The 5,698-nt window shown below is 62.4% G+C and carries 6 protein-coding genes; 2 read left to right on the top strand and 4 right to left on the bottom strand.

Features of this window, described 5'->3' with window-relative positions; genetic code table 11:
• Nucleotides 1–118: 118 nt before the first annotated feature.
• Entirely contained in the window at nt 119–1,438 is a 1,320-nt protein-coding gene (locus QMX91_RS28540; protein ID WP_282413735.1) for an Nramp family divalent metal transporter, read from the bottom strand.
• A 71-nt stretch (nt 1,439–1,509) separates the two neighbouring features.
• Nucleotides 1,510–2,046: a chalcone isomerase family protein gene (locus tag QMX91_RS28535; RefSeq protein ID WP_282413734.1), complete on the bottom strand. Its 537-nt coding sequence runs from the start codon at nt 2,044–2,046 to the stop codon at nt 1,510–1,512.
• 131 nt (nt 2,047–2,177) lie between these two features.
• On the opposite strand from QMX91_RS28535, the gene QMX91_RS28530 reads away from it, so the two are divergent.
• Complete coding sequence (locus QMX91_RS28530; RefSeq protein ID WP_282413733.1) at nt 2,178–2,960, top strand: hypothetical protein; 783 nt, start codon at nt 2,178–2,180, stop codon at nt 2,958–2,960.
• Nucleotides 2,961–3,045: 85 nt separating this feature from the next.
• Nucleotides 3,046–3,612: a hypothetical protein gene (locus QMX91_RS28525; protein ID WP_086792572.1), complete on the top strand. Its 567-nt coding sequence runs from the start codon at nt 3,046–3,048 to the stop codon at nt 3,610–3,612.
• A 3-nt stretch (nt 3,613–3,615) separates the two neighbouring features.
• Here the strand turns inward: QMX91_RS28525 and QMX91_RS28520 are convergent, their stop codons facing one another.
• On the bottom strand, nt 3,616–4,332 hold the full coding sequence (locus tag QMX91_RS28520; RefSeq protein ID WP_135296138.1) for a prolyl oligopeptidase family serine peptidase: 717 nt from the start codon (nt 4,330–4,332) through the stop codon (nt 3,616–3,618).
• A 170-nt stretch (nt 4,333–4,502) separates the two neighbouring features.
• Complete coding sequence (locus QMX91_RS28515) at nt 4,503–5,615, bottom strand: M14 family metallopeptidase (RefSeq protein WP_282413732.1); 1,113 nt, start codon at nt 5,613–5,615, stop codon at nt 4,503–4,505.
• Nucleotides 5,616–5,698 lie beyond the last annotated feature (83 nt).

Genomic DNA, 5,698 nt, shown 5'->3' with positions numbered 1-5,698 from the left:
GGATTTATCCCCGATGGGATGCGCAGCAGCCCCAGAATTTTTCGCCTCGACACACATCTTTGCCAGCGCTTCGCACTGGATCGGGGATAAATCCCCTCGCCACAGGGTGCTTTGAAAGTCACACCACCATCTGCAGAATCAACCAGGCATTCGCGCCACTGATCACCACAAACAATCCCCACGCCAGCACCCGGGTCGGCAGCCGGTTCACAAACGGCCCCATCAGTTGCTTGTCGCTGGTCATGCGAATCAGCGGGTACAGCGCAAACGGCAGCTGCAAACTCAACACCACCTGACTCAACACCAGCAACTTGCCCACCGCGTTATCGCCCATCAGCCACACGCCAAGGAACGCCGGGATCAGCGCCAGCCCACGGGTGATCAACCGCCGCTGCCAGCAGGGAATCCGCAGGTTCAGATAACCCTCCATGATCACCTGTCCGGCGATGGTCCCGGTGAACGTCGAGCTCTGCCCCGACGCCAGCAACGCCACGCCGAACAGCACACTGGCCAGCGCGCCGCCGACCAGCGGGTCGAGCAGGTGGTAGGCGTCCTGAATGTCGACCACGTCGGTATGCCCGGACTGGTGAAACGCAGCCGCCGCCAGAATCAGGATCGCCGCGTTGACCAGCAGCGCCAGCGCCAGCGAGCCGATGGTGTCGATGCGCGCCAGGTTGACCGCGTCCTGCTTGCTGGCCAGGTCCTTGCCGATCATCCGCGTCTGCACGATCGAAGTGTGCAGGTAGAGGTTATGCGGCATCACCGTCGCGCCGAGAATACCGATCGCCAGATACAACGGCGCGGCATCGCTGATCGCCGAGAGCGACGGTTTGAAACCGGCGAACACATCTGGCCAGTACGGTTTGATCAGCACCAGTTCAACGAAGAAACACACGCCGATGGTCGCCACCAGCACCAGCATGATCGCCTCCAGCCGACGGAAGCCACGGTTCTGCAAGGCCAGCACCAGCAGCGTGTCGAAGGCGGTCAGGGCAATGCCGAAGGTCAGCGAACAGCCAAGCAACAAGTGAAACGCCAGGGCGCAGCCGAGCACTTCGGCCAGATCAGTGGCGATGATCGAGATTTCCGCCAGCACCCATTGCAGGCGCGCGGTCGGGGTGCTGTAGCGCTCGCGGGACAATTGCGCCAGATCGCGACCGGTGGCGATGCCCAGACGCGAGCACAGGCACTGCACGACCATTCCCGCCAGACTTGCGAGCAACACCACGAACAGCAGGCTGTAACCAAAACGCGAACCGGCCTCGATCGCGGTCGCCCAGTTGCCCGGGTCCATGTAGCCGATCGACACCAGCAAGCCAGGCCCGGCAAAACGCAGCACGCGTTTGAAGAACGAAGCGCTCGGATCCACCGCGACGCTGCCGGCCACTTCCGGCGGGCAGAACGGCGCGGTGGCGATTTTGGGTAAGCTGAATTTCACGCACACATCCAGAAACAAGTTCGAAAGACGCAGCTTAGAGGTTTCAGTCAGCGCCTTGAAGAACAAAAACTCTATCGGCTCATGCCCAACAGTTGCTCACGCAGTTCGGGATTGCGCGTACGCGGATCCAGCCAGATATCGAAAAACGCCCGGGCAAATTGCGGATCATCGATTTCATGCTGCAACTGCTGACCGACAAAAAACCGCGCGCCCTGCCCCGGCAGATACACGCCCGTAATCCGCGTGCCGGCCTGCACATCGACGAACGATTGCTCCATTTGCCCTTGCCACCTGGCCAGTTGCGCGGGACTGACGCCCGAGCCTGCCAGGCGTTTGATTTCATCGACACTGGCCTGCACCAGATCATCGCGCGAGATCTTGCGCCGATAGATCAGCTCCAGAGCGAAGGGCTGTTCGGTGGACAACGGGCGAGCCGCGCTCCACAACCGGGCGTTGTAGACGTCGAAGCCGAACACACTGAAATCGCCGGTGCCGATGATTTGCGCGCCGGGCACGGCGTCCTGCCAATTGGCCCAGGTTGGCGTCAGCAACAACGCCCACAAGCCGATGCCACAGCACCCACGCAGCAACTTCGATGGTTTGCACATCGCGGCATCGACTCCGTTAAACCCTGATCTTCAGAGCATAGCGGATATCACTCACAGACTTTGTATACAAAAATTGTCGATCAATGCAGCAATCGGTTACCTTGGCCGTTCCATCCCCGGAGGCCTCCCGCGTGCTGATCCTCAAATTACTGCTGATCCCCGCTTTTCTGCTGCTGATTTCTCTCGCCGGCAAGCGCTGGGGACCAAGCGTCGCCGGTTGGCTGTCGGGGTTGCCGGTGGTGGTCGGGCCGATTCTGTTTTTCCTCGCCATCGAACAGGGGCCGCAGTTTGCCGCGCAATCGGCGGTGGCGGCGCTGTCGGCGATGTTCGCCATGATCGCCTTCTGCATTACCTACGCGCAGGTGGCGCAGCGGGCGAACTGGCCGTGGGCGTTGACGGTTTCGCTGTCGGTTTGGGCGGGACTGGCGCTGGTTTTGTCGCTGATTCCGCCGTCGCTGCCGTTCTCGATCGCTGCGGCGGCGATTGCCCTGCTCGCCGCGCCGTACCTGTTTCCCGACGTGCAGCCGGTACTGAACGGCCCGGCGCCGAAGTCGGACAAACTGCTCTGGCGGATGATTGCCGGCGCGGCGCTGACGCTGCTGGTGACCATGCTTGCGAGTACCGTGGGCGAGCGCTGGAGCGGCTTGCTCGCGGTGTTCCCGGTGCTCGGCAGTGTGATGGCGGTGTTCTCTCAGCAGACCCGTGGCCCGGCGTTTACCGCGGCATTGCTGCGGGCGACGGCGACCGGCATGTACTCGTTCTCGGCATTTTGCCTGGTGACGGCGCTGACCCTGCCGAGTCTCGGCCTCAGCGGATTCATCGTCGGTGTCGCGGTGTCGGTGGCCATGCTCGGGGTCACCCGCAAGTTGCTGGCCCGACCGACTCCCGCCAAAAGCCCACAACCTCAAGGCTGAGGCAGCCTGACAAACCGCGCTGGAATGCCAGGCATGCTCCGTGGGATCATCGCCGCCCTGGCGCGACCATCCCTCGGAGATTCACATGTCATTGCTCAGCAAGAAAGCCGTCGTCCTGTTGCTGGCGGCGGTCGCCGGCCTCGGCGCCCTCAACGCCCAGGCAGCCAAGCCCAAGGAAAAGGCCTCGACCAACAACGTGTCGATGCTCGACGGCAAGTTCACCTTCGTCCTGCCCAAAGGCTTCACCGCCGACCCGCTGCCGGCCGGGCCAACCGGTGCCAAGGGCACGATGTACACCAATCAGGCGACCAAGACCGTGGTCATCGCCGCGGAAAACCAGATCGCCGGCGGCGCCAGCGTCAAGGACAACGACAACGAATTTCTCGATGGCAGCCTGGCGAGTTTCATCGATGACCAGCGCAAGGCCCTGCCGGACTTCAACAAGCTCAGCGAAAAAAGCCTGACCCAGAAAAGCAGCGGCCTCGGCGTGCGTCAGGTCGACAGCACCGCCACTCAGGGCGGCGGCCAGACCCTCAATACCACCCTGCTCGCCGCCTCCGGCAAGCGCATGGCGCTGGTTCAGGTGATTTCCCGGGCTAGCGACAAGAGCGGTCACGATGCGCTGGTGAAAACCATCCTCAAGGACAAGTGATCCTTACGGATTGAGCTGCTGCAGCCAGGCGTTCAAGTCCCGCAGCTCGGCAGAACTGATGCTGTGGCCGACACCGGGATAAGCGTGAAACTCGGGTTTGTAGGCAAGTTTTTGCAGCAGCGCATTGGCTTCGGTGCCGTCGCGGTACGGCACCCGATCATCGGCGGTGCCGTGGCCGATGAAGATGTGCAGCGGCAACGGTGGCTGCTCGGTCCTTAGCTCAGTTTTCAACACCGGCAACAGGCGTCCGCTCAACGCTGCAATGCCGCCGACCGCCACGGGCGGACGCAGGCCCACCTCGTAGCTCATCATCGCGCCCTGGCTGAAGCCGATCAGGTACACCTTGTCCGGGCTGGCGTGATATTTCTTCGCCGCCTGGGCGACAAACTCCCGCAGTTTCTGACCGCTGGCCTTCAGATCATCGGTCTCACCGTTGTAGGCCCCTTCGCCTTTCTTGCGAAACCACTGGAAACGCCCTTCGCCCAACGCCAGCGGCGCCTGCACCGAAAGGTAGTTGTACTGCGCCGGCAGCTGAAATTTCATGCCTATCAGATCGGCTTCGTTACTGCCGTAACCGTGCAGAAAAATCACCAGCGGCCGAGTGTTCGCGTCCGGGTGAACCTGTTCGATGTATTTCAGTGGCAAATCGCTTTGCAGCGTGGTTTGCGCGTGGACGGCGCTGGACGCCAGCAGGGTTAACAGGGCAAACGCCTTCAACATAGAGCCTTCCTTCACAGAGTGTCGGGTTCGTCGGTGAGCCTAACACTCTCTGAAGATTGTGGTGCTGGCGAGACCGCTATCGCGAGCAGGCTCACTCCTACAGGGACAACGCATGCCAAATGTAGGAGTGAGCCTGCTCGCGATGAGGCCGGAAAATCCAAGGAAATCTGTCAGTCGTTTATCAGCTTGCCCACCCGAATCGGCTCACGCCCCGCCACCTTGGCCTGCCAGATCCCCGGCTGGGTGTAGCGCCCGCGATCAATCGCAAACAGCACGCCGCTGGTGCCGGCGCGGACGGTGGTCAGCCGGTCATTCAACGGATCCACCACTTCGAACAGCGCATCCCCCTGCTCGACCCACTCCCCGGCATTGCGCAGGAAACTGACCACGCCATGGTGCGGGGCGAACAGGTATTCGGTGCCTTCGAACGGCATGCCTTCGCAGCACTCGCTCGGCGCCGCCGGCCATTCGCCGCTGATGAAACCCTGCTCGGCGAGAAAGCCGAGAATCGCTTCACAATTGGCCTGCGCCTGATCGACCCGCGTGTCGCCCATGCTGCCCAGTTCCAGGGTGGTGGCAAAGTTCGCCGGAGGAATCGCCGCGTTCGGGAACGCCCGCGCCAGACGCAGCCACGGCGATGAGCACGATTCATCGAACGAACTGCCACCGGAGTCTTCGCACAACAAGGCCACGCCGGCCTTCAGTCGCGCCGCCAGCGATTGCCAGCGCGGCCAGTGTTGCGGCAATGCGTAAATGTGAATCGCCGCGTCGAAATCGCAATGCAGATCGAGGGTGATGTCGGCGTCGCAGGCATGGCGCAGCAGCAAGCGGTGCAGCGCTTCCAGTTGCGAGGCCGGGGCTGGCAACTCATCGAGCACCTGGCCCATGGTCTGGCGGATCAGCGCGATGTTGGCCTCAGCGTCGCTGCCCAGTTGCTCACCGATTCGCGCCGCCACCGGCGCACTGAGTTCAACAAACGCGCGGTTGAAATTCTTCCCGCTGCCCAACTCGAAGCGCCCCATGTGGCTGCCTTGCAGATGCTGGTCGAGGCCAATCGGGTTGGCCACCGGCACGAGCTCGATCACGCCTTGCAGACGGCCCTGCTGTTCCAGCGCGTTGAGGCGTTGCTTGAGTTCCCACGCGGTGCGCATCCCCGGCAGTTCGTCGGCGTGCAGGCTGGCCTGGATGTACACCTTGCGGCTGCCCGCGCCGTAACGGAAGACGCTGAGGGAACGTTCGCTGCCCAGATGGCTCCAGGGCAGGACATGGTCGATGCGTTGCATGGGAAAACTCCTGAATGGCTGGATCACGCAGATCCCCTGTAGGAGTGAGCCTGCTCGCGATAGCGGTGTGTCAGGCACTAAAG

Source organism: Pseudomonas sp. PS01299 (assembly GCF_029960145.1).
Classification (GTDB): Bacteria; Pseudomonadota; Gammaproteobacteria; order Pseudomonadales; family Pseudomonadaceae; genus Aquipseudomonas; species Aquipseudomonas putida_A.
Note: the sequence above shows the minus strand (reverse complement) of the source record. Positions and strands in the feature narration are given on the sequence as shown.

Coding starts and splice junctions, on each gene's coding strand:
- QMX91_RS28535 (WP_282413734.1), bottom strand. CDS start 2,046: ATGTGCAAACCATCGAAGTTGCTGCGTGGGTGCTGTGGCATCGGCTTG.
- QMX91_RS28525 (WP_086792572.1), top strand. CDS start 3,046: ATGTCATTGCTCAGCAAGAAAGCCGTCGTCCTGTTGCTGGCGGCGGTC.
- QMX91_RS28520 (WP_135296138.1), bottom strand. CDS start 4,332: ATGTTGAAGGCGTTTGCCCTGTTAACCCTGCTGGCGTCCAGCGCCGTC.
- QMX91_RS28515 (WP_282413732.1), bottom strand. CDS start 5,615: ATGCAACGCATCGACCATGTCCTGCCCTGGAGCCATCTGGGCAGCGAA.